Annotated in this window: 17 protein-coding genes; 13 read left to right on the forward strand and 4 right to left on the reverse strand. The window is 69.3% G+C overall.

Annotated elements, in window-relative coordinates; genetic code table 11:
- The first annotated feature begins 13 nt into the window (after positions 1-13).
- From WFL22_RS08810 to WFL22_RS08835, 6 genes are all read left to right on the forward strand, one after another.
- Positions 14-1,015 carry an AAA family ATPase gene (locus tag WFL22_RS08810; protein WP_336992352.1) on the forward strand — a complete coding sequence of 334 codons (1,002 nt, stop codon included), beginning with the start codon at positions 14-16 and terminating at the stop codon, positions 1,013-1,015.
- Positions 1,012-2,397, forward strand: coding sequence for a DUF58 domain-containing protein (locus WFL22_RS08815; RefSeq protein WP_336992353.1), 1,386 nt, complete (start codon positions 1,012-1,014; stop codon positions 2,395-2,397). Before WFL22_RS08810 ends, WFL22_RS08815 begins: the two co-directional genes overlap by 4 nt.
- Positions 2,394-4,841 (forward strand): transglutaminase domain-containing protein, encoded by a 2,448-nt coding sequence (locus WFL22_RS08820; RefSeq protein WP_336992354.1) that lies wholly within the window; start codon positions 2,394-2,396, stop codon positions 4,839-4,841. Before WFL22_RS08815 ends, WFL22_RS08820 begins: the two co-directional genes overlap by 4 nt.
- A complete protein-coding gene (locus tag WFL22_RS08825) occupies positions 4,838-5,692 on the forward strand; it encodes a PP2C family protein-serine/threonine phosphatase (RefSeq protein WP_336652244.1) in 855 nt (284 codons plus the stop codon). Before WFL22_RS08820 ends, WFL22_RS08825 begins: the two co-directional genes overlap by 4 nt.
- The gene (locus WFL22_RS08830) at positions 5,689-6,309 is read left to right on the forward strand and encodes a hypothetical protein (protein ID WP_336992355.1); all 621 of its coding nucleotides are present in this window, start codon (positions 5,689-5,691) and stop codon (positions 6,307-6,309) included. The genes WFL22_RS08825 and WFL22_RS08830 overlap by 4 nt, the downstream gene beginning before the upstream one ends.
- Positions 6,310-6,422: 113 nt before the next feature.
- Entirely contained in the window at positions 6,423-7,973 is a 1,551-nt protein-coding gene (locus WFL22_RS08835) for a DUF5684 domain-containing protein (protein ID WP_336992357.1), read from the forward strand.
- Positions 7,974-8,002: 29 nt separating this feature from the next.
- Here the strand turns inward: WFL22_RS08835 and WFL22_RS08840 are convergent, their stop codons facing one another.
- Entirely contained in the window at positions 8,003-11,584 is a 3,582-nt protein-coding gene (locus tag WFL22_RS08840; RefSeq protein WP_336992358.1) for a bifunctional proline dehydrogenase/L-glutamate gamma-semialdehyde dehydrogenase, read from the reverse strand.
- A gap of 258 nt (positions 11,585-11,842) precedes the next feature.
- Here WFL22_RS08840 and WFL22_RS08845 point away from each other — a divergent pair, with 258 nt between their 5' ends.
- Positions 11,843-12,757: a LysR family transcriptional regulator gene (locus WFL22_RS08845; protein ID WP_336992359.1), complete on the forward strand. Its 915-nt coding sequence runs from the start codon at positions 11,843-11,845 to the stop codon at positions 12,755-12,757.
- Between the two features lie 99 nt (positions 12,758-12,856).
- Entirely contained in the window at positions 12,857-13,552 is a 696-nt protein-coding gene (locus tag WFL22_RS08850) for an endonuclease/exonuclease/phosphatase family protein (protein ID WP_336652239.1), read from the forward strand.
- 179 nt (positions 13,553-13,731) lie between these two features.
- Here the strand turns inward: WFL22_RS08850 and WFL22_RS08855 are convergent, their stop codons facing one another.
- Both WFL22_RS08855 and WFL22_RS08860 read right to left on the reverse strand, forming a co-directional pair.
- Positions 13,732-14,448, reverse strand: coding sequence for a phosphonatase-like hydrolase (locus tag WFL22_RS08855; RefSeq protein WP_336992361.1), 717 nt, complete (start codon positions 14,446-14,448; stop codon positions 13,732-13,734).
- Positions 14,449-14,525: 77 nt separating this feature from the next.
- Positions 14,526-15,305, reverse strand: coding sequence for a GntR family transcriptional regulator (locus WFL22_RS08860; protein ID WP_336652237.1), 780 nt, complete (start codon positions 15,303-15,305; stop codon positions 14,526-14,528).
- Between the two features lie 165 nt (positions 15,306-15,470).
- On the opposite strand from WFL22_RS08860, the gene WFL22_RS08865 reads away from it, so the two are divergent.
- The 5 genes from WFL22_RS08865 to WFL22_RS08885 all read left to right on the forward strand — a co-directional run bounded on the left by WFL22_RS08865 (position 15,471) and on the right by WFL22_RS08885 (position 22,177).
- A complete protein-coding gene (locus WFL22_RS08865) occupies positions 15,471-16,592 on the forward strand; it encodes a TIGR03364 family FAD-dependent oxidoreductase (RefSeq protein WP_336992362.1) in 1,122 nt (373 codons plus the stop codon).
- A 68-nt stretch (positions 16,593-16,660) separates the two neighbouring features.
- Positions 16,661-17,572 carry a phosphate/phosphite/phosphonate ABC transporter substrate-binding protein gene (locus WFL22_RS08870; RefSeq protein WP_336652235.1) on the forward strand — a complete coding sequence of 304 codons (912 nt, stop codon included), beginning with the start codon at positions 16,661-16,663 and terminating at the stop codon, positions 17,570-17,572.
- Positions 17,572-18,363, forward strand: a complete 792-nt coding sequence (locus WFL22_RS08875) for a phosphonate ABC transporter ATP-binding protein (protein ID WP_336652234.1) — start codon at positions 17,572-17,574, stop codon at positions 18,361-18,363. The genes WFL22_RS08870 and WFL22_RS08875 overlap by 1 nt, the downstream gene beginning before the upstream one ends.
- Positions 18,364-18,375: 12 nt before the next feature.
- Complete coding sequence (gene phnE / locus WFL22_RS08880; RefSeq protein WP_336652233.1) at positions 18,376-19,221, forward strand: phosphonate ABC transporter, permease protein PhnE; 846 nt, start codon at positions 18,376-18,378, stop codon at positions 19,219-19,221.
- 61 nt (positions 19,222-19,282) lie between these two features.
- The gene (locus WFL22_RS08885; RefSeq protein WP_336992363.1) at positions 19,283-22,177 is read left to right on the forward strand and encodes a metallophosphoesterase; all 2,895 of its coding nucleotides are present in this window, start codon (positions 19,283-19,285) and stop codon (positions 22,175-22,177) included.
- Positions 22,178-22,313: 136 nt separating this feature from the next.
- Here the strand turns inward: WFL22_RS08885 and WFL22_RS08890 are convergent, their stop codons facing one another.
- Complete coding sequence (locus WFL22_RS08890; protein ID WP_336652231.1) at positions 22,314-22,856, reverse strand: MarR family winged helix-turn-helix transcriptional regulator; 543 nt, start codon at positions 22,854-22,856, stop codon at positions 22,314-22,316.

Consider the following 22,856-nt stretch of genomic DNA (forward strand, 5'->3'; position numbering starts at 1 on the left):
CCGAGAACCGAAGATGACACCTCAGCCGAATCTCGCGGCCGCCTCCACGATCGGCCCCATCACCGATGAGCGGGCTCGCTGGGCCAGCGAGGCCGTGCGCACCGTCGCCGACGCTATCGAGGTGGCGATTCAGGGCAAGCGCCGCGTGATCGAGCTCGTTGTCGCCACCGCGATCGCAGGCGGGCATGTGCTGCTGGAAGACGTGCCAGGCACCGGCAAGACCGCGCTCGCCCGCGCGCTGGCGAAGACGATGCACGGCACCTCGTCGCGCATCCAGTTCACCCCCGATCTGCTGCCCGGCGATGTGACCGGCATCACCGTCTACGACCAGAAGCAGGGCGTCTTCGAGTTTCATGCGGGGCCGATCTTCGCGAATGTAGTGCTGGCTGACGAGATCAACCGGGCGAGCCCAAAGACGCAGTCGGCGCTGCTCGAGGTGATGGAGGAGCACCAGGTCACTGTCGATGGTCAGACGCACCGCGTGGGCGATCCGTTCCTGGTGATCGCCACCCAGAACCCTGTCGAGCAGGCCGGCACCTACCGGCTGCCCGAGGCCCAGCTCGACCGCTTCATGATCAAAACCTCGATCGGCTACCCCGACGAAGCTGCGATGATGCGTATTCTGCAGCAGATCGCGGTCACCCCGGAGGTGCCCGCGGTGATGAACGTGGGCACGCTCACCCAGTTGCAGGGGTTCTCGCGCGGGGTTGCGGTGAGCCCGCTCATCGCCTCCTACGTCTCCGAGCTTGTGGAGGCGAGTCGCCGCGCGGGCGAGGTGCGCCTCGGCGCGAGCGTGCGCGGTGCGATCGCCCTGGTGCGGATGGCTTCGGCGTGGGCGCTCGTCGCCGGCCGCCCCTACGTCACCCCGGACGATGTGCGTGAGCTCGCCATCCCAGTGCTCGCGCATCGCCTCGTGCTTGAGCCCGAGGCCGAGTTCGAGGGTGTGACCGCAGAGGCCGTGATTGGTCGAATCCTCATCGACACTCCCGTGCCGCAGGAGAACGGCACGGCGTGAGCGACGAGAGCACCAGGGGCCGCCGGTTCCGCACCGCGACGCGCGGAACGCGGCACACGCGGGGTACCCGCACGGCGTCGCGTCTCGGCGAGATGCGCACCTCGACGCGGGCGCTCGATCCGGTGCAGCGGCGGCGCGTTGTCGCGCGCCGGTGGTTGCGGCGTGCGCGTCGCCGTGCCGGCCGCGTGTGGCGGGCCGTGACGCAGGCCGTCACCCCGCTGGGGTGGTTCGTGCTGGCGTTGACGGTGGCCGGTGCGGTGCTGGGTGCTGCATTCTCCTGGGTTGAGGCGTGGTTCGCCGCTGTGGTGGGCGGCTTGCTGCTGCTGGTCGCCGCCCCGTTCTTGGTGGGCAGTCGCGCCTATCGGGTGCGGCTTGAGCTTGACCGTCGCAGTGTGACCGTGGGCGGTGAGGTGCAGCTGCGGGTGATCGTCGAGAACGGCGGATCTCGGCCCGCGCTGCCCGCGGTGGCCGAGCTGCCTGTGGGGCCGGCGCTGCGAGAATTGACGGTGCCGTTTATCGGGCCTGGCGCCTCTGTCGAGTTGCCGGTGCGGGTTGCGGCGGTGCGGCGCGGTGTGGTGCCGGTGGGGCCGCTCACCGTGGCCCGCCGCGACCCCGTTGGGCTGCTGCGGCGCGAGGTGACCTGGCCTGAGCGGCATCTGGTGCATGTGCATCCGGCAATTGCGGTGCTGCCGCCGAACTCGGCGGGGCTGGTGCGCGATCTTGAGGGCGCGTCGAGCCGGCGGCTCACCGACTCTGATCTTTCGTTTTACGCGGTGCGCGAGTATGCCCGCGGTGACGCCATGCGGCATGTGCACTGGAAGTCGACAGCGAGGACGGGCACGCTCATGGTGCGTCAGTACGAGGAGTCGCAGACGGCGCGGGTTGCCGTGCTCTTCGATGCGATCCGCGAGGAATACCAGAACGATGACGAGTTCGAGCTGGCGGTGAGTGTTGCGGCGTCGATCTCGGTGCAGGCGGTGCGTGAGGGGCGGGAGCGTTTCGTCGCTTCAGCGTGGGCGCCTGGCCGTCTGCGACCCAGTATTGACGGGCTCGAGGAGCTGCCGTCGCGCGATCCGCAGCAGTTGCTCGATGCTTGGGCTGAGCTGGAAGCGGCGCCTGATGGGGTGTCGTTCGAGACGCTCGCCAGGGGGCTTGCGCAGTCGCGCCGCCCACTGTCGATTGTGGCGATCGTTACGGGATCCGGTGCTGACCTGGCGCGGATCCGCCGGGCCGCCGTAGCGTTCCCCCCTGATGTGCAGGTGTTAGCGGTGCGCTGCGAGCTGCATGCCGAGCCGCGCGCGCAGCGCATCGATGCGCTCACGGTGTTCACGGTGGGTGCTCTCGGTGATGTGCCCCAGTTGATGGTGAGGGCTGCACGATGACGGCGGATCGCGGGTCGGTTCGGGCCGCCTGGGGTGCGCTGGCCGCTGCGCTGGCTGTGGCGCTGGGAGTGTGGGCGGCGTGGCCGATCTACGGGACGCCCTGGCTGTGGGTGGTTGCTGCTGCTGCGCTGATCCTCGGCACGGGGATCGCGTGGCTGCGGGAGCGGTTGCGCTGGGGTGTCGTTGTGCTCGCGGCGGTGACGCTCGGCGTGTTCGTGCTCACGGTGGTGCCGGTTGCGGTGCCTGAGGCGATGCCTGGTGCGCACGGCGGCGGGCTGCTGCGGGGGTTGCTCGACGGTCTCGCGGCGGTTGCGCTGGGTTGGAAGCAGTTGTTGACGCTGAGTTTGCCTGTCGGGAGTTACCGTACGGTGCTGGTGCCCGCCTATGTGGTGTTTCTGGTGACGGCCCTGCTGGTGGGGGTGCTTGCGCGTCGCGGTGCCCGGGCTGCGGTGTTTGCCGCTGCCCCGTTGCTCGCGCCCGTTGCCTTCGGCACGGTGTTTGGGGCGTCGCAGCTGAGCGCACCGCTGCATGTTGCGGGATTTACCATTGTCGCCCCCCGCGAGATCGGCTTGTGGCTGGCTGCGGCGTTGGTGGCGGCGCTCTGGGTGGCGCTGGTTTCTGGTGAGGAGCGTCGTGCGGCGCTCAGGCTTGGCCGTGCCGCTGATGGTGCGGTGCGGGGCAGGGGTGGCGCGCTGCGCCCTCTTGTCGGGGCCGGCATCGTGGTGCTTGCCCTGTGCGCCGGAGGGGTGTTTGCGCCGGTGCTCGACGCCGGTGCGCGTGCGGTGCCGCGTGATCGCATCGACCCCGAACTGGTGGTGCGCGAGCGCCCGAGCCCGCTGGCCGAGTACCGCAGTTCGAAGCGCGACGCCGCTCTCGATACGCCGCTGTTCTCGGTGTCGTCGTCGGGGGCGCTGCCTGAGCGGCTGCGTGTCGCTGTGCTCGATGCCTATGACGGTGTTGACTTTCACGTCGGCGAGGCTGCCGCGGGCCGTTTCACCAGGTTCCCGAGCGGCACCGGTGTGGCCGATCCTGCCAGGGTTTCGGTGCGCATCGCCGAGGGGTATTCGGATATTTGGGCGCCGACGGCTCCGCTGGGCAGTCCGCCGGTGTTCGCGGGCCCGCGCGCCGACGCGCTCGCCGATGCGTTCTACGTGAATCGTGAGACCGGTGGCGCGATCGCAGTGCCGGGTGCCGGTGCGTCTTCGGCCGGGCTTGTCGCGGGCGACGGCTACACGGCTGAGATGCAGACATCAGCAGACCCCGGCGTTGATCGTATCGGCGAGCCTGGTGATCCTCGCTTCGATGTCGAGAAGGCGCCGCAGCTGGGGGAGTGGATCGATCGTCAGCAGCTGCCTGGCGACGCCGCCGGTCTTGCCGAACTCATCGAGCGGCTGCGGCAGCGCGGCTATCTGAGCCATTCGATGAGTGACGCAGCGGGTGAGCGTTTGTGGTTGGAGCGCCTGGGCGAGCAGTACGGCACGGTGTTCGAGTCGAGTGCGGGTGGGCACTCGCTGTCGCGCATTGAGCGGCTGTTCGAGCAGCTCAACACGCAGCAGTCCGCTGCGGGGGAGTCGGCTTCGTCGGCGCAGCTGGTGGCGGGTGTGGGCGATGATGAGCAGTTTGCGACGGCTGCGGCGCTGATTGCGCGCGCGCTCGGCTTCGATGCCAGGGTTGTGGTGGGTGTGCGCTTGGGTGAGGCGGATCGAGGCGTCGATGGCGTGCCGGCTTGCACGGCCGAGTGCACGGGTGAGCACCTCGCGGCCTGGGCTGAGGTGCGCGGCGACCGCGGCGAGTGGGTGCCCTTCGACGTCACCCCGCAGCTCGAGCATCCGCCGGAGCGCTTGGAGCAGGGCGAGCAGTTGCCCGAGTTTCCGACGACCCCTGAGGAGCGGGATGCTCAGGAGGCGGATCCGCCCGTGGGCCTCGGGGATCAGGGCGAGAACGACGATGCTGCCGAGCCCGCTGCTGCGCCTTCGCCGCTGTGGCTGGTGGTGCGCGCTGTGGCGCTTGCGCTGGTGGCGCTGCTGCTGATTGCGGCGCCGCTGCTGTTCCTGCCCCTCGCGAAGCGCTTGCGGGCGCGCCGCCGCAGGGCCGAGCAGGTGCCTGAGTTGCGTGCGCTGGGTACGTGGGCGGAGATGCTTGATCGCGCGCGTGATGCGGGGGTGTCGGTGCCTGCGAATGCGGCGCGCAGCGAGGTTGCGGCGGTGCTGGGAACGGCGCCGGCGAGGTGGGCCGCGGCAGAGGTCGATCGTGCGGTGTTCTCGCCGACGGGCATCGACCCGGGCACGGCGGAGCAGCTGTGGGCGGCGGCTGAGGCCGACGGCGAAGAACGAGCGCGCGGGTTGAGCGCGTTCGCCAGGCTGCGCGCAGCGTATTCGCTGCGCTCGTATGGCATTGGAGCGGGGCGACGCGGTGCGGCGACTCGGGAAAGCGAGCAGGGATGAGCGAGGCACCGAACGCGCGGGCCGGTGGGTCGCAGCCGGTGATCGAGGCTGCGACGCGCACAGACACCGGGCTGCGCCGCGCGGTCAATGAGGATCTGGCGCTGGCGCAGGCGCCGGTGTTCGTGGTGGCCGATGGCATGGGCGGCCACTCGGCCGGTGATCTCGCGAGCGCCGCGGCGATTGCAGCATTCGCCGAGCTGGCGCAGCTTGGCGCGGCCAGGCAGCTGGGGATCGCCGATGTGGATGCTGCGATCGAGGCTGCGCGCTTCGCGGTCGATGTGATTTCGCAGGAGGCCGAGCGCGGGGCGGGGTGCACGCTCACGGGTGCCGTGCTCGTGGAGCACGACGGGGCGCCGCACTGGTATGTGATCAATGTGGGGGATTCGCGGGTGTATCAGCATCGGGGCAGCAGCCTCGCGCAGATCACCGCAGATCACTCGTTGTATGCCGAGATGCTCGCTGCGGGGCACGCCGACGCGGCGAATACCCCCCGCAATGTGATTACGCGTGCCCTGGGCTCTGACGACGCTCGCCATGATGCCTGGCTGCTGCCGCTGCGCAGCGGGCTGCGTCTGCTGATCTGCTCGGATGGGCTCACTTCGGAGCTTGCCGACGAGGAGTTGCGCTCGGTGCTCACGACGGGAGGGCGGCCCGAAGCGGTGGCCGAGGATCTGGTGCGTCGAGCCTGCGCGGCCGGTGGTCGTGACAATGTGACAGTGGTGGTTGTCGACACGATTGCTGATGGCAGCACAGCCGAGCCAGTTGCGGATCCGCTGCCCCAACCCGAGGATGCGGTCGATGAAGAGGTTGACGAGAACACCCTTGAAGTGACGAAGCCGGTGGCGGGATGACCGAGCAGATGGAGCACACAGGCGACCCTGGCGCAGATGACACTGTGGCTGTCGGCCGTGTCGGCCGTGTCGGCGATGTCGGTGCTGCGGCCGATGACAGTGTCGATGACGATACGCTGTCGGCGCCGCGCAGCGGCGGGGTGAGCAGACCGGGTGGAGCCGCGGAGCAAAGGGCCGTTCCCGACGACGCCACCGTCGTGGTGGCGCGCCCGCCCGCATTCGAAACGGATGATGCCACGGTCGCGGTGCCGGGGGGCCGCGAGCCTTCGGTGCCTGCGGCTGCGCCCGAGACAATGCCCGTGACCATGCCCGCAGCCGCAGTCGCCCCAGCGATCGAGGATCAGGAGGCGCGACCGTGGAGAGGCGGGGCGCTGCCGCAGGTCTATGGCCCGCGCAGCATCGGGCAGGCCGGCGAGCGGGCCGGCCTCGACGAGGTGCAGCGGCGCATCGGCGCACCTCCCGAAGCTGGTGCCGATCCGCTGCCCGAGCGCGCGCTGCTGCCGTCACTTGCGAAGCGCGCGCGCCGATCCGCCATCATCACGATCTCGGCCTACGCAGCTACAGTCGCGCTGTCGCTGCTCGGCCTGTGGGTGGTCGCCCGCCTGGCGTTGAGCTGAGCCCGTGCGGGCCCGTCGTGCGGGCGCGCTCGGACCTTTGCGTCGTGGCACGGCCACGGATATCGTTGTGCAGAGTTGACGCCGCAACTCTCGCGTCTGGAAAGCAGGAGCACATGCCCTCGACCCCCCTGAGCCCCGACGTCCTCCCGATCATCGGGATGACGAATGCGCCCGCCCCCATGCTGGGGTCAGCGGCGCTGCTCGCGCTCGGTGTCTGGTCGCTCGTCGCCATCGGCTTCTATGTCTGGTGCCTGTGGTCGTTGTCACGCCTGTTTCCCTGCATCGGGCTGCCGTCGAGCCACGGCTGGATCCCGGTCTGGAACCAGTGGCAGCTCGTGCAGCGGGGCGGCCTGCCCGGCTGGCTCGTGCTGCTCGGTGTTGTGCCCGGCCTCGGCATCGTGGTCTGGGTGGTGTCCGTGATCGCCATCCACCGCCTCAACACCGAACACGGCAAAGGTGGCGGGTTCACAGTGCTCGGCGCGCTGCTGCCGCCGGTGTGGGCGATGTTGCTCGCCCGCTCGATCGAAGAGCGCAGCAGCATCTATGGCGTGATGCCCGCAGCAGGTGCCGCCGCCCCGGGTGCACCGAGTGCGGTGCCGTCGCCGCCCGGCTACGCTCCGCAACAGCCTGCCCCGCAGCAATACTCTGCACCGCAGCACCCCGTGCCCCAGGCTCCGGTGCAGCCGTGGCAGACCCCCGAGGTCGCCCAGGCCCCCGCCGCAAGCGCCGTCCCAGCCGAGCAGCCTGACGCCCTCGCGCGACTGTTCGCCGAACCGCAACAACCCTCGCAGCCCGCCGAGCAGCCCCTGCCCGGCAGCGAGTGGGGATTCAGCCGCACCACAGAGGGCGACTACCAGCGCCTCGCTCAGGAGGGCTATCAGCAGCGCCCCGCACCCACCCTCGGCGTCGAAGAACCGGTGCGCCCCTTCGCGTGGCCCGGCATCGACGAGTCGAATCCGCCTCCCGCGCCGCCCGCGCGCCAGAGCCCGGCCGTGACACCGCCTGCGGCCGCACCCGCAGTGCCCGCAGCACCGACGCCGCCTCCGGTGCCGGTGCCTCCGGTGACGCCCGCCCCGCTCGTTGCCGGGCTGCCTGCGGTTTCCACGCCCGTGGTGGCTCCGGCACCCCAGCCGCCGCAGCAGGAATCGTTCATCACCCACCGCCCCTCGATCTTCGATTCGAACTCGGCGTCAACGCCCCACAGCGACACTGAGACCGCGCGATCGCAAGTCGAAACTCCGGCACCAGCCGCCCCCGAGGTCGTGGCCGCAGCCGCAGCAGAGGCCGGGCCCGCGCTCGACGTCGAAGACGAGCTCGACCGCACCGTGGTAGTGCCCCGCCCCTCGCGCTGGGGGCTCGAACTCCCCGACGGCGATGTGCTCGAACTGCGCGGCGACGATGTCGTGGTGGGGCGCAAGCCCGAGCCGAAGAACGGCAGCTCCGTGCTGCAGATCGTCGATCCGACGCGCACCCTCTCGAAGTCGCACGCCCGCCTGCGCCGCGTCGATGGATCGTGGACGATCGAAGACCTCGACTCCACCAACGGCGTCGCCCTCGTCGACGAACTGGGCGAGCAGGTGCCGCTCGAAGCTGGACGCGAGCACCCAGTGACCGAGCGACTCGTGCTCGGCACCCTCGAAGTGACGCTGCGCCGCGTCTCCTGAGGGACGCAGCGCCGCACTCGGACGAGGCTTCAGCAGAGGCCTGCGACGAGGCGGCTCGGGGTGCCGAAGCGATGCGCGGTGATCGAGACCGCCTGCTCGCGCAGGTGCGGCAGCATCTCGACTCGGCCAGCAGAAACGACCTCGCCGCCGTAGACCGCGATGTCGGGGCTGCCTGCCGCGGCGCGGAACACCTCGGCAATCTCCTGCTCGAGGGAGTCCCCGGCGACCACGCGGATGCGAGCGCCCGTGTGCGGGCCGTCTCCCGCAGCGAGGTTGCGCACACGGTCACGCCACGCGTCGGCGTCTTCGAAGCACAGCTCGACTCCCGCGCCCGCGAGTGCCGCGATCACGGGCTGCGGCAGCGCAACGGGCGTGCTCACCACAGGCGCAGCCCCCGCTGCGATGCCCGCCGCGATGGCGCGCACTGAGTGGTACAGGGGCGCATCGGCTGCGAGGCGCACCGTGACGTTCACCGGCAGATAGCGCAGCACATTGCGCTCAACGCCCAGCTGTGAGGCGTCACGCGCGATTCCGAACTCGTCATCCCATGCCGTGGCATCCGCAGCGAGTGCGGCGCGCAGCCAGGCGGTCTCCGCGGCGGCGTGCGCCCGCCCCGCGACGGCCTGCTCGAAGGCGCGCAGCAGTGCAGCAGCCGCCTGCCGCGGCGCGCGCAGTTCCCCGTGCACGGGGGCGTCGGCCCAGTCGCCGAGGCCGTACAGGTAGTTCGGGCCGCCGGCCTTCGTGCCCGCCCCGATCGCAGACTTCTTCCAACCGCCGAACGACTGCCGCCGCACGATGGCGCCCGTGATGCCGCGGTTGACATACAGATTGCCGGCCTCGATGCGGTCGAGCCAGTGCTCGACCTCGGCGCGGTCGAGCGAGTGCAGGCCGCTCGTCAGGCCGTAGTCGATCTCGTTCACCATGTCGATCGCCTCGTCGAGGGTATTCGCGGTCATGATGCCGAGGATCGGGCCGAAGTACTCGGTGAGATGAAATTCCGAACCCCGCTGCACTCCGTCGCGCACGCCGGGGCTCCACAGCTTCGTCACCCCGTCGCGGTCGCGCGCGAGCGGGCTGTCGCTCTTGACGGGCTTCGGCTCGACGAGCCAGGTCTCGCCTGGCCCGAGTACGGTGAGCCCGCGCAGCAGCTTGCCCTCCGGCGCGGTGATCACCGGTCCCATCTGGGTGTCGACGTGTTCCGGCGTGCCCACCCGCAGCGAGCGCACGGCATCGAGCAGCTGGCCGCGGAAGCGCTGCGATGTGGCGACTGAGCCGACCAGAATCACGAGCGAGGCTGCCGAGCACTTCTGCCCGGCGTGACCGAACGCCGACTGGGCGACATCGCGCGCAGCGAGGTCGAGATCGGCGTCGGGGGTGACGATGATCGCGTTCTTGCCGCTCGTCTCCGCGAGGATCGGCAGATCGGGGCGCAGCTCACGGAACGCGACGGCGGTTTCGTAGGCTCCGGTGAGAATCAGTCTGTCGAGGCGCGGATCGGCGACAAACTTCGAAGCGAGCTCGCGATCCGCAAACTGCACCATCTGCAGCACCTCGCGCGGCACCCCCGCCTCCCACAGCGCCTCCACCATGACAGCGCCGGAGCGGGCCGAGTTGGAGGCCGGCTTGATGATGACCGAAGAGCCTGCGGCGAGCGCGGAGAGCACACCGCCGGCGGGGATCGCCACCGGGAAGTTCCACGGTGGGATCACGGCGATGAGCCGCTTCGGGCGGTAGATGGCGCCGTCGACCTGTTCGAGCAGCTGGCCGAGCATCGCATAGTAGTTCGCGAAGTCGATGGCCTCGCTCACCTCCGGGTCGCCCTGATCGAGGGTTTTGCCGCACTCGGACCCCATCACTTCGAGCAGCTCGGCCCGGCGCGCCTCCAGACACTCGCCGGCGCGCATCAGGATGTGGGCACGCTCATCGGCGCCGACAGCCTGCCAGGTGTCGGCCGCGGCAATGCCACGCTCGATCACCGCGTCGAGGGCTGCCGCGTCGTCGATGCGCGAAGACTCGATACGCGCCTTTCCCAGCTGCGACCCCACCATGCGGCCAGCAACGGCGCGGCCCCACTCCCGGTTTCCCGGCAGATCAGGGTCGGTGTCGGGGGTGTTCTCGAACTCGCCACGCCGCCCCGCCGCGACACGAGCCGTCACGCGGGCCTCAACGCCGGCCTCATCGAAGTGCCGGCGATCCTGCTGTCGATTGGGGCGGGGCACCGTGACAGACTCCGGTGAGCCATCGCCGGTGATCGCTGCGAGCGCGTCGAGCGAGGCAAGAAAGCGCTGCTGCTCCCGCTCGAACAGGGCTTCATCGTCGTGCAGCTCGAACACGGCAGACATGAAGTTCTGCTGGCTCGCCCCCTCTTCCAAGCGACGGATCAGGTAGGCGATCGCCACGTCGAACTCCTCGGGGTGCACCACCGGGGTGTAGAGCAGCAGCGACCCCACTTCGCGCTTCACCGCCTCGGCCTGGCCGGTCGTCATACCGAGCAGCATCTCGAACTCGACACCGTCGGCCGCCCCGCGCTCCTTCGCGAGCAGCCAGGCGAGCGCCACGTCGAAGAGGTTGTGGCCGGCGACGCCGATCCGCACATGGCGCACCCGCTCCGGCGTAAGAGCGTAGTCGAGCACGGCCTTATAGCTGGTGTCAGACTCCTGCTTGCTACCCCAGGTGGCGGTGGGCCAGCCGTGGAGCGCGGCGTCGACGTGCTCCATCGGCAGATTCGCACCCTTCACGACACGCACCTTGATGGGCGCGCCCCCTGCGGCCACGCGCCGCGCCGCCCACCCTTGCAGATCCACCATCGCACCGAGCGCGTCTGGCAGATACGCCTGCAACACGATGCCGGCCTCGAGCCCCGCAAACTCAGGGCGTTCGAGGATGCGCTTGAACACTGCGACGGTGAGGTCGAGATCCTTGTACTCTTCCATGTCGAGGTTGATGAACTTCTTTGGGCTTGCAGCGTTCGCCCGCTCGAACAGCGGCACCAGATGGTGCTCGATGTGCGCAACAGCCTCATCGAAGGCCCAGTGATTGTGAGGCGCGACCGTCGAAGACACCTTGATCGACACATAGTCGACGTCGGCGCGGCCGAGCAAGCGGTGGGTGCCGGTGAGGCGCCGCTCGGCTTCGTGCTCACCGAGAATGGCCTCACCGAGCAGGTTGATGTTGAGCCGCACCCCGTCGCGCTTGATCTTCGAGATGGCGGAGCCGAGCTTCGCGTCGCTCGCGTCGATGATGAGGTGGCTCACCATCTGGCGCAGTACCCGGCGGGCGATCGGCACCACAACACCTGGCAGCGGCTTCGCCATAGCGCCGCCCAGCCCGATCGCGGCGCGCAGCGGCGTCGGCAGAAAGCTCGGTGCGAGCGGGGTGAGCTCGTGCAGCTTCTTCGCGGCAGCGCCGAGATCTTCTGGTCGCACCACCCCGTCGACGAAGCCGACAGTGAAGTCGAGCCCGTTCGGGTCGCGCAGCACCCCGGCGAGCCTCGCCGCGGAGGCGTCAACCGGAAACTCGGCAGCCTCGCGCAGCCAGCGCCGCACGAGTGCGACGGCCGCTTCGGCGAGATCCTGGGGGCGGGCAACGGTGTCCGCGGTGCGACTGCTCACTGCTGACCTCTCTCTGGGGCGCGGGGCGTCGGTGACGTGACGTGCTTGTTTGGCTGGGCGTATCTAGTGTGGAGCGCGGCGAGCGTGAAGTACAGCGGTACTTTTTTCCGAGTAACATGAAGTTGAACTGAATCAACGTCGATCGCCTCTCCGGTAATACTCAGGGGTACCCGGCAATGCCCGGCCTCGCCGCCGAACCCGGCACCCCGCGCGAACGCGGAGATCCGCGCCCCCGTCCCACAGCCCCGAAAGGCCGCCATGCTCGAAATGAAACGCCTGCGCCTCCTCTGGGAACTGCACGCCCGTGGCACCATCGCCGCCGTCGCCGAAGCCCTCAACTACAGCCCCTCAGCCGTGTCGCAGCAACTCGCCGTGCTCGAACGAGAAGCCGGCGCGCCACTGCTGCGCCGCAGCGGCCGCACCCTCGAACTCACCCCAGCCGGCGAAGTGCTCGTCGCCGAAACCGCAGAACTGCTCGCAGGCCTCGAACGCGCCGAAGCAGCGCTCCACCGCGTGCGCGAAGAAGTCACCGGCACCATCAAAGTCGCCGCCTTCCAGACCGCGATGCTCTCCATCCTGCCCGGCGCACTTCGACGCCTGCGCGAGCAATACCCAGCACTGCGGGTCGAAATCATGCAGTACGAACCGGGCGCAGCACTCCAAGAAACCTGGATCCGCAGCTTCGACCTCGTCGTCGCCGAACAGTACCCCGGCCACGCCGCCCAGCACCTCCCAGGGCTCGACAGACAAGCCCTCACCAGCGACCCGATCCGCCTCGCTGTGCCACCCCACGGCACCGGAGACCCACGCTTCGACCGCGCCCGCGGCATCGAAGACCTCGCTCAACTGCCCTGGGTGATGGAACCGCACGGCGCCGCCACCAGGCACTGGGCCGAGCAAGCCTGCCGCACCGCCGGCTTCGAACCCGATGTGCGCTACGAAACCGCCGATCTGCAAGCCCACATCGCCTTCATCGAATCAGGTAACGCCGTCGCCCTGCTCCCAGGCCTCGTGCACCTCGGCGCGCAACCACGGCTGCGGCTCATCGAACTCCCCGACCGCCCCCACCGCACCGTCTTCACCGCAGCCCGTGCCTCCCAAGACAGACACCCGGCGCTCACCGCCGTACGCGAAGCGCTCGCCGCCGAAGCCGCCCAGCTGTCATTTGAGTGACCCCCACTTCAGCAAGCGCTGAGAATCTCAGAGTGCTCAGCTTCGCGAGCGTAAGGTGGTGCTGTCGGAATCCGACGCCCACCCGAGGAAGGGAGCTGCATGAAGGTCGTCAGCTACAACCTGCGCAAGAACCGGGCCGTCACCGAGATCGGTGCGCTGGTGGATGATCACGAGATCGATGTGCTCTGTCTGCAAGAAGCCGAAGCTGTCGCCCTCCCGGCGCACCTCGGCCACATGTCGCTCGTGCACGCCACCGAGCGCAACCGCCTCGGGCTCGCGATGTACGTGCGCGAGGATCGCTTCGTCGCGCGATCGGCGCACACCTTCCAGCTCAAAAAATCACTGCACGACCGTCTGCTCGCGCCCGCCCACGAGCGCCTGCTGGGTGCGCGGCTGCACGACTCGGAAACGAGCCGCGACTTCGTGGTCGCGTCATTCCACGCGGCCCCGCTCACCGCACTCAACTCGCTGCGACGGCACCAGATCCACGCCGCCCTCGGTGAATTGCGCGCCCTCGGGCCCGGGCTGCCAGCGCTCATGGTGGGCGACTACAACTACCCCGTGTTCAAGGGACGCCTCGACACCGAAATGCGCGACCACGGCTACGAGCTGAGCCTGAGCGACAAGCGCACCTACACCCGATACAAGATGTTCCGAGGGCACTTCGACTTCGCAACCTCGTCGGGCATCGACATCTCCAGCGTGCGCACCCTCGACCGCGGCCTCTCCGACCACCTGCCCATCATGGTGTCGGCGTCGCTGCGGGAGGATGTCACCGCGCCCGTGCCCGCCTAGGGCTTCGCGGGCGCGGGCGGCTTGCTTCTGCCTGCCTGCCTTTGTTCTTATCCCCTCCCGCAGCTCACCCCCGTCGAAAGGCGGATAACGCAGGACCTCCCGCGCGGAGAGCTGTGAAATCCGCCTCTCGGCGGGGGTGCTGGGGGCACAGGGGGGCAGGGGCTTGGGGGCTTGGGGGCCTAGCCTCGAGTGGCGAGGTAGGCCGGGATCTCGGCGACCGAGTCGAGCAGCGCCGTGTACGGCTGCCCTTCGAAGGCCTGCCTGTCGAGCTTGCCCGAGAGCACCCCGATGGTGATCGCCGCGCCAGCGTTCGCGCCGGCCTGCACGTCGACGGCAGTGTCACCGGCGACGATCAGCTCGCTGACCGCAAGGGTGCCGGTGAGTTCCATGGCACGGTGGATCATGTACGGCGCGGGCCGCCCGGCCGCCACCTCGTCACCGCAGACGAGCGCATCGACCACGGTTGCGGGGGTGGGCGCGTCGGGCGCGGCGGCTTCACCGATGCTCCAGCCGAGGTGTTCGAGGATGCCCTCGGCCACGTCGCGCGAGAATCCGGTGGTGAGGGCGACCTGCACGCCGGAGGCGCGGAGGGCTGCGATCGCTTCGGGCACTCCGGCGATCGGCGTGGGCGGCTGCTCGGTGTAGAGCTTGTCGAGGGTGGCGCGGAAGCTGTCGAAGGCCGCATCGACCTTGTCGGCAGGCTGCAGCGGATCGCCGCCGCCGAGTTCGATGAGCGCGGTGATGGCGGCCCGCTTCTCGGTGCCCATCCACGTCTGCAGCTCGGCGGGGGAGACCGGCACCCCCGTCTCCTCGACAGCGATGCGCAGAGCGTCGTAGACGGCGCCGCCGTCGTCGATGGTGGTGCCTGCCATGTCGAAGACGGCGAGGGTGATCATGCTGGTACTCCTGGAGGTTGGGTTTTCTCGGGGTTCACCGGTGGCGCGCCTCCTCCGGGGAGGGGTGCGGCCGGGGGTCAGAGGGCGCGATCGAAAAGATCGACGTTGGTGGTGCCGGCCTGGCGCGTCAGCGGCGTGCGGTGTTCGGCGCTGTTCTCGACCACGAAGGTGGCCATGGCTGGCAGGTAGCGGTCGTCGGCGGTCTCGATGACGGTGCCGAGCACGTCGTAGGCGAGGCGGCGCACGCGCAGCAGCGGCGCTCCCGGCTGCACATGCAGTTGTTCGACTTCGAGGGGGTGGGCGGCGACGGCGTCGATGACGTGGCGGGCGCGCACGGGCACCACGCCAGCGTTGCACAGCGTCTGGTAGATGCTGCCGCCGTCGAGGTCGGCTGAGAGCAGGTGCCTGCCGATTTCGTAGGGGAAGAGCGAGCGTTCGAGCATTGCGGGCTTGCCGTCGAGCAGTCGCAGCCTGATGATCTCGACGACGGGGGTGTCGGGTTCGATTTGCAGCTCGCGCGAGATGTCCTCGGTGGCCGGCCGCCGACTCGCCTCGATGACGCGCTGGCCGGGCACGAGCCCCAGTTCTCGCGCCCACTCGGTGAACGACATGAAGGTGTCGAACGACTGCGCCGGTGCGGTTCGCTGCACTCGCGGCGGGGCACCGCGCCGACCGCTGATCATGCCCTCGGCACGCAGTGCCGCCAGTGCTTGGCGCACGGGGCCTCGCGAGGTGCCAAACTCGGCGACGAGCGATTTCTCGCTGGGCACGCGGTCGCCTGGCTGCCAGACGCCGGTGCGGATGCGGTGCACCATCTCGGCGTACAGCCGTGCGTGAAGCGGGGAGCTGTCGGTCATGCGGTCAGCCTACAAGTTGTCTGTACTACTCGAAATGCGTGCCGATGACTGTCAGGTGAACGAATTGTGACGATCTTCGATCACCCGGTGGCGCACCGTGAACGCTTGAAGAACACCGCCGCGAAAAGTTGTCATGATTACTTTTGAGGCTTCACCATCGAAGTCATGACCTCCTCGCACTCCGCACCCCACGTCGTGATCGTCGGCGCCGGCATTGTCGGCCTCGGCCACGCCGTCGCCGCGCTCGACGCAGGCTGCCGCGTGACCGTGATCGAACAAGACGCCGCTGCCGTGCTCGCAAGCGTGCGCAACTTCGGCCACGTCTGCACCTCGGCCCAGGCGGGCGAGCTCGGCGCACTCGCGCTCGAAGCGAATCCGATCTGGCTGTCGCTCGCCGAGCGCGCTGGCGTCGAGGCGCGCCGCTCCGGCACCCTCGTCGTGGCACGATCCGCCGCTGAAGAATCAGTGATCCACGAGTTCTTCGCCGAGCGCGCCCCCGAGGGCGCCACGCTCGTGACCGGCACCGAGGCCGGCGCACTGCTGCGGATCCCGAATCCCAGCCACCTGCGCGCCGGCGCGCTGCTCCCCGCCGATCTCACCGCAAACCCCCGCTCAACGGTGGCGCGCATCGCCGCCTGGGTCGACGCCCACGAGCGCGGCGAAGTGCGATTCTCGACGGCGGTGCGCGAGGTGCGCGAGGGCGCTGTGGAGACGAGCCGGGGGCGGATCGAAGCCGACCACGTCGTGGTCGCAGCCGGTCACCTCGTGGGGCGTCTCTTCCCCGAGCTCGCCGAGCAGGCCCGCGTACGAGAGTGCGCGCTGCAGATGATGCGCGTGCGCGCCCCGCGCGAGATGGGGCTCGGCCCCGCCGTGTTCACCGGCACCTCGATGCTGCGCTACGGCGCTTTCGCCGGCCCAGCCGCAGAGGCGCTGCGCGCCGAGATCCGCATCTCCCGACCCGAGCTGATCGAGATCGACGCCAATGTCATGTTCACCCAGCAGGCCGACGGCACGCTGCTCGTGGGCGACTCGCACGCGAGCCACGACACCGCGCCACCCTTCCTCGACGAGCGCTGGTCGCAAATCCTGCTCGACGAGGCTGCTGCGCTGCTCGGCGTTCCCCATCTAGACGTGCTCGAACGCTGGCAGGGGCTCTACGCCACGAGCGGTGAGCAGGACATCCTGCGCGCCACCCCGGCCTCCGGCGTCTCCGTGGTCACCGTGACCACGGGCGTGGGCATGACCGTGGGCCTCGCCCTCGGCGCCCGCACCATCGCCTCCCTCTAGACCACCCGCCTGTCGAACCCGACAGGCGGTCGGACCTTCACACCGCACCACATACCCCAAGGAGAATCGTGAAGAAGACCACCATCCTCGCCGCCTCGGCGGTCGCGCTGCTGGGCCTCGGCCTCACCGCATGCTCGTCCACTGCCGATGCGGCATCGGGCGAGGCTTCCGCCACCTGCCCCGACGGCAAGATTCGCTTCGGCATCCTGCCCTACGAGGATCCCGAGGCCCTTGAACCCGCCTATCAGGTGCTTGCCGAGGCGCTGTCGGAGAAGCTCGACTGCCCCGTCGAGGTGAGTATCACCGAGGACTACGCAGCCGAGGTGCTCGCCATGGAGAACGATCAGCTCGAGATCGCCCAGTTCGGCCCGCTCGGCTTCGTGTTCGCGAACGAGCGCGCCGGGGCCACCGCGATGGTCTCCTTCGGCGACGCCGAGGGCAAGCCCACCACCTACACGGGCGGCATCTGGGTGCCCAAGGATTCGCCCGTGCAGTCCCTCGAGGATCTGAAGGGCAAGACCCTCGCCCTCGGCAGCCCCGGCTCGACCTCGGGTGACGCGCTGCCGATGTCGGCGCTCGTCGATGCGGGCATCGACGAAGAGGTGCAGTGGGACTACGCAGGCGGTCACCCCGAGGCGCTGCTCGCACTCACCAACGGCACCGTCGAGGCTGCCCAGATCAACTCGCAGACGCTCGCGACCGCGGTTGCCGAGGGCACCTTCGACACCTCGAAGTTCCGCCAGGTCTGGGAGTCGGATCCTATCCCGAACGATCCGATCACCGTGCGCAAGAACCTGCCTGAAGAGTTCCAGATCGCTGTGAAGGAGGCTCTGCTGAGCCTCGACGCCGCCGACGTTGCGAAGGTCAGCGCCTTCCTCGGGGTTGACCCCGCAGGCCCGCTGATCGAGGTCGACAACAAGACCTACCAGCCGCTGTTCGAGCTCGCCGACACCATGGGTCTCACCGAGGCCGACGTCTGATGAGTGCCGTCACCGTGCTCGGAACCCCCGCCCAGACGCAGACGAACAGCACCGCTGAAGTGCTGCTCGACGTGCGAGCCATCTCCAAGAGCTTCGGCGACCGCGTCGTGCTCAGGGATATGAGCATGCGCGTGCACGCGGGAGAGGTCGTCGCATTCCTCGGAGCCAATGGCTCGGGCAAGTCGACCACTCTGCGCGCGGTGAACGGCCTCATCGAGGCGGACTCCGGCGACATCACCATCGCCGGAGTCCGTCTGACCGAGGCGAGCGCTCAGCGCCGCGCCGAGGCTCGCCGCACCGCGGCGACCGTATTCCAGAAGATCCACCTGGTGCAGCGCCGTACGGTGCTGCAGAACGTGTGCGCCGGCGGCTTCTCGCGGCTGTCCGCTTGGCGCTCGCTGCCCCCGCTGTTCCCGCGCGCATTGAAGGAGGAGGCCATGGCTTGCCTCGATCGTGTGGGGCTGGCGGATCGCGCCCATGACCGCGCCGGCAGCCTCTCCGGCGGCCAACAGCAGCGGGTGGCCATCGCCCGCGCCCTGTGCCAGCGGCCGCGCATGATTCTCGCGGACGAGCCCGTCTCGGCCCTCGACCCGAAGGCCGCCGACGACGTGATGAGCCTGCTGCACGAGCTCGCCGTCGAGGAGAACCTCGGTGTCGCAGCCGTGCTGCATCAGCCCCACCTGGCGCGCAGCTACGCCCACCGGGTGATCGGCCTGCGCGACGGCGGCCTCGTCTTCGACGCCCCCACCGCCGACATCGACGACATCGAGCTGGCCTCGCTGTACCTCTGAGGAACCTTCCCCGTGACTGATACGCTCACCCCCGCCGCCCTCCGCGAGCCTCGCTCCGACGATCACATCCCCGTGCCGCGGGATCCGAAAGCCCCCTACCGGGCCGGAACCTGGACCGCGATCATCGTGGTACTCGTGGTGCTGCACCTGCTCGCCTTCTCGGCAACCGACTTCCACCCCGCCAAGCTCCTCACGGGCGCGCAAGGCATGGTGAACTTCCTCGCCGAGGCCATCCCGCCGGATCTCAGCCCCGAGGTGCTGCAGAAGGGTCTCGAAGGTGCGCTGACCACGCTCTGGATCGGCCTGCTCGGCACCACGATCTCGGTGCCATTCGCACTGCTGCTCGCCGTGCTCGGCGCCCGCACCACCGCACCCAACACCTTCGTCTACCAGGTTGCGCGCGGCATCCTGTCGTTCTTTCGCGCGGTGCCCGACATCGTCTTCGCCCTCATCTTCGTGACGGCTGTGGGCCTCGGCCCCTTCGCGGGCGTGCTCGCGCTCATCTGCCACAACACCGGCGTGATGGGCAAGCTCTGGTCAGAGGCCATGGAGGATATCGACCCCGGCCCCGAGCAGGCGCTGCGCACGGCCGGCGCGAGCCGCTGGCAGGTGGTTGCGAACGCGACGATCCCGACGGTTCTGCCGCAGCTGACCGGGCTGCTGCTCTATCGCTTCGACGTGAACGTGCGCTCCTCGCTCGTGCTCGGCCTCGTGGGTGCCGGTGGCATCGGTCTGCTCATCAACAAAGCCATCAAGACCTTCCAATTCGACGAGATGCTCACCTACCTCATCATCATCCTCGTGGTGATCGTGGCGGTCGATCTCGCCTCGGGCTGGATCCGCAAGCGGCTGCAGTAGCCGCCGATCCGCCCCTCCCGCTCTTCGCAGCATCTGACGCTCACATAAGGAGAAACGCCCCATGTTGCCCAGTTCACTCCGTCGCGCCGTGCGACGGCCCGGACGTGCCATTGCCGGAGGCGCGCTGCTCGCGCTCGCCGGTGGCCTCATCGTCGCCCCCGCGGTGGCCGCGCCGGCTGCGGCCGTTGCCGCCCCGTATACGCAGGGCTTCGACACCGCCGGCGGCCCCGGCCAAGCACCAGACGGCTGGACCGTGGAGAGCACGAACACTGCGGGGATGCGCGCCGGCTGGGAGGGGTGGACCTTCCACACCACCGCCGAGGTTGTCTCGGCGTTCGGCAACAACGGCGACCGCAATAGCTTCTCCAAGGCGCAGGGCCTCGTCGCCGTGGTGCAGTCGGATAGCAATCGCCCCACCACCGGCACCTTCGATTCGACGCTGTGGGCGCCCGCCTACGCGGTCGATCCCGGCGCCGAAGCAGTGAGCGTGAGCTTCGACAGCCACTACAAGCAGGGCCAGGCGCCTCAGGAGGCGAAGCTGCTCGCCAGCATCGACGGCGGTGCCCCCGCACTCGTCGACGCCTTCGCCGCGAACCGGTTGAACCAGACGCACACCTTCACCATCGATCTGCCTGCTGGCGCGCAAAACGTGCGCTTCGGGTGGCAGTACCTGAAGAGCAGCAATAACTGGTTCTGGATGATCGACAACGTTGCCATCGCCGAGGCCGCGCCCGCCGATCGCACGCCCGTCGTAACCTCGCTCGCGAAGCCTGTGGCGACCCCGGGATCGAGCACCACGGTGTCGCTGCGCGGGCTGCGTGCCGGCCAGCAACTGAGCGCAGTGCTCGGTGAGGGGGCTGCAGCGGTGCCTATCACGGGCATCCCCGCCGCGGCGGCTGACGGCACGGTTGCGTTCGACGTGGCGATCCCGGCTGGGCAGCCGCAGGCCGTGCTGCCGCTCGCCATCACAGGCAGCGGGGTGACCCCGGTGTCGATCCCGGTGACGGTGCTCGCAGAGCTTCCGGCTGCTGCCGCCACCACCGAGCCGCAGCTGTGGTGGGACGGCTTCGACGGCACCAGCGATGCCTGGGGTGTCGAGGGCGATTGGGCGTTTCTCACCCGCCAGCAGGTCGTCGATGCCTACGGCCTCGACCGCCGACACACCTTCACCCGCGCTTCGGGGGTGATCGCCGTCGCCGAGGCGAAGAACGCGGCCTTCGACGGTGTGCTCACCTCGGCTCCGGTCGCGGTCACTGGCGGGGCAAAGCTCGAACTGCGCTTCGACAGCCACTTCCGGGTGCGCGGCGGCGGAGCCCACACGGGTACGGTCGCCGTGAAGTTCGACACCGGCGAGACCGTGGAGCTGCGCGCCATCACCGCTGAGGAGGAGTCAGCGCAGCCGCGCCTGCCCCTGTCGGTGCCGGCGGCGGCGACCCGCGCGACCGTCGTGTTCGACTACACCGCGCCGGCAGGCGGCGGCTCATGGATGATCGACGACGTGCAGCTCGTGACCCCGCTCGCGCCGCTCGCCGACGGTGCCGAGCCCGAGGCCATCGTCGACGTCTTCAGTGACGTGCAGGGCGCGAACGCGAAGCTGCAGAACCAGGTGCTGCCCGGCTTCCGCAACCTTCCGGGCGGCCGGGCCGACACTGTGATCTCGAACGGCGACCTCACTGGCAACGGCACGACCGCGCAGTACGACAGCTACTTCGCGGCCTTCAACGCCGGCGGCGGGGCCGACTACCCGACTCGCATCTCCACGATCGGCAACCACGAGTTCTACGGCGGCGACGGCTCGGCTACCTACATCCAGCGCTTCCTCGACCGCACGGGCATGCGCGATCTCGGCGTGCCGGGATCCGCGTCCGCGAACCGCGGCCTCTGGGGTGAGGTTGTGGTTGACGGCAAGCTTCCGGTGCTCTGGATCGGCAGCGAGCGCCACGAGTACCACGGCGGCAGTGGACCGTTCGTGGAGATCTGGGACGAGCAGTTCAACTGGCTGCGCGACCGCCTCGATCACTACCGTGACGCGGGCATGCCGGTGCTGCTGAGCGTGCACCACATCTTCGAGAATTCGGTCTCGGGTTCCTACGCCAATCTCTACAAGCGTGAGTTCGGTGACGACCAGGAGCGCATGGAGCGCTTGCTGGCCGCCTACCCGAACGTCACAGTGATGAGTTCGCACACGCACTGGAGCCCGAAGCTGCACGACTGGAGCGTGGAGCAGCGCTTCGTGCCGACCACGAGCCACGCTCCGACGGTGATCAATACCGCTGCGGTCACCACCCAGTACGGTCCGAGCGGGGACTGGGGCGAGGTGGGTGTCGGCGGCGCGGATCCCGCGGGCCTGCGCATCTCGCTCTACGAAGATCGTCTGCGCGCGACGGTCTATGGCTTCGACACCCAGGCGCAGCCGACCGAGATCAAGCACGTCGATATCGCGCTGCCCGCTGATGATGCGCCCCCGGCGCCGCCGGAGGTGTCGCTCGGCGTGAGCACTGTCGCACAGGGCGGCGAGATCACGGTGGCTGGCAGCGGGTTCCTGCCTCAGGAGGCGCTGCGGATCGAGTTGCGGTCGAAGCCTGTGGTGCTCGCGTCGCCTGTGGCCGACGCTCAGGGAGGGCTGTCGCAGACGGTGCGGATCCCGGCTGAGACGCCCGCTGGCCAGCACAGCCTGGTGGTGGTGCGCGCCGACGGTTCGGAGCTGTCGACTCCTGTGGTGATCACCGCCGCCGAAGGCAGCGGTGGCGGTGGCACTGACGGCGGTGGCAGCGGCGGGGCTGGCGGATCGGGTGGATCCGGCGGTCAGGGGGCGGCGGATCGCGCGGGCTCGAACTCCGCTTCGCTCGCCCGCACGGGTGCGCAGAGTGCGGCACCGCTTGCGGCTGGGGCTTTGCTGCTCGCGGTGGGTGGCGGCGCGATCATCGTGTGGCGGGCGCGCAGGCGACGCGCCTGATGCTCTGAACAACGACGACGGCCCAGCCTCGCCAGGTCTCACCCCGCACGGGGTGGGCCTGCGAGACTGGGCCGTCGTCGTGACTGTGGTGTTTGCGGCGCCTGCTGCGTGCAGATGCTGCTGCTGCGGCGATCCGCTACTCGACGGTGTGGCCGCGGGTGCAGCGGCCGGCGGGCCCATCGACGCGAATGTCATGCGCGGAGGCGTTGAAGCGGTGCAGCCCCTCGCGCAGACCGTCGAGGTCGTCGGCACTCCAGCCGGCGAAACGCTCGTGGTAGGCGTGCGCCCAACGGGTGCGGACGCGTTCGAGCACTTCGGCGGCGCGCGGCGTGGTGGTGAGCAACACCACGCGGCGGTCTTCTGCAGCGGGTTCGGCGTCGACGAGTGCAAGTTCGCGCAGTTTCGCGAGTTGGCGGCTCACCACAGCCTTGTCCATGTCGAGCATCTGGCTGAGCGCGGTCGCGGTGACCGGGCCCTTCTTGAAGATCAGCTGCAGCACGATCATGCCGACGCCCTTGAGTTCGGGGTCGACTTCTTGTGCGTAGCTGGCCCAGTGGCTGCGAGCGAAAGCGAAGACCTCTGAGAATTCTGAGATGATCTGCGCGATGCGGTCGTCGCGGGGGGCGTCGGCCGTCCCCGCCGGGGCGTCCAGCGGGGCGCGGCCGTTGTGATCCTCCAT

This window comes from Leucobacter sp. VD1 (assembly GCF_037150695.1).
Lineage (GTDB): Bacteria > Actinomycetota > Actinomycetes > Actinomycetales > Microbacteriaceae > Leucobacter.

Coding starts and splice junctions, on each gene's coding strand:
- WFL22_RS08855 (WP_336992361.1), bottom strand. CDS start 14,448: ATGATCACCCTCGCCGTCTTCGACATGGCAGGCACCACCATCGACGAC.
- WFL22_RS08875 (WP_336652234.1), top strand. CDS start 17,572: ATGAGTGCCGTCACCGTGCTCGGAACCCCCGCCCAGACGCAGACGAAC.
- WFL22_RS08835 (WP_336992357.1), top strand. CDS start 6,423: ATGCCCTCGACCCCCCTGAGCCCCGACGTCCTCCCGATCATCGGGATG.
- WFL22_RS08850 (WP_336652239.1), top strand. CDS start 12,857: ATGAAGGTCGTCAGCTACAACCTGCGCAAGAACCGGGCCGTCACCGAG.
- WFL22_RS08885 (WP_336992363.1), top strand. CDS start 19,283: ATGTTGCCCAGTTCACTCCGTCGCGCCGTGCGACGGCCCGGACGTGCC.
- WFL22_RS08890 (WP_336652231.1), bottom strand. CDS start 22,856: ATGGAGGATCACAACGGCCGCGCCCCGCTGGACGCCCCGGCGGGGACG.
- WFL22_RS08820 (WP_336992354.1), top strand. CDS start 2,394: ATGACGGCGGATCGCGGGTCGGTTCGGGCCGCCTGGGGTGCGCTGGCC.
- WFL22_RS08810 (WP_336992352.1), top strand. CDS start 14: ATGACACCTCAGCCGAATCTCGCGGCCGCCTCCACGATCGGCCCCATC.
- WFL22_RS08825 (WP_336652244.1), top strand. CDS start 4,838: ATGAGCGAGGCACCGAACGCGCGGGCCGGTGGGTCGCAGCCGGTGATC.
- WFL22_RS08830 (WP_336992355.1), top strand. CDS start 5,689: ATGACCGAGCAGATGGAGCACACAGGCGACCCTGGCGCAGATGACACT.
- WFL22_RS08845 (WP_336992359.1), top strand. CDS start 11,843: ATGCTCGAAATGAAACGCCTGCGCCTCCTCTGGGAACTGCACGCCCGT.
- WFL22_RS08860 (WP_336652237.1), bottom strand. CDS start 15,305: ATGACCGACAGCTCCCCGCTTCACGCACGGCTGTACGCCGAGATGGTG.
- WFL22_RS08865 (WP_336992362.1), top strand. CDS start 15,471: ATGACCTCCTCGCACTCCGCACCCCACGTCGTGATCGTCGGCGCCGGC.